This window comes from Salmonella sp. SAL4457, assembly GCF_046548235.1.
GTDB classification, from domain to species: domain Bacteria; phylum Pseudomonadota; class Gammaproteobacteria; order Enterobacterales; family Enterobacteriaceae; genus Salmonella; species Salmonella enterica.
Genome location: NZ_JBGDZO010000493.1, coordinates 1 through 272, shown reverse-complemented (window position 1 = coordinate 272; position 272 = coordinate 1). Strand labels below are relative to the sequence as shown.

The window sequence follows — 272 nt, the reverse complement described above, 5'->3', positions numbered from 1 at the left end:
CCTTGGTCACCACGAAGCGCCCGTCGGCCTCGACCTCGACGATGGGGAAGCCGATGTGCTCGTAGTCCGGCACCTGCTCCCAGTCGGTGAAATTGCCGCCGGTGCATTGCGCGCCGCATTCGACGATGTGCCCGGCGAGGGCGGCCTGGGCCTGTCTGTCGTAGTCGTCCCAGGCCCAGCCGAACTCGTGCACCAGGGCGGCGCTGACCACCGCGCTGTCGACCACCCGGCCGGTGATCACGATGTCCGCGCCCTGGCGCAGGGCCTCGACG

General features: G+C 70.2%; 1 protein-coding gene. It reads right to left on the bottom strand.

Features of this window, described 5'->3' with window-relative positions:
• Window positions 1-272, bottom strand: a 272-nt coding sequence (locus ACLJNW_RS25190; protein WP_410961356.1) for an acyclic terpene utilization AtuA family protein, incomplete at both ends; no start/stop codon positions are given.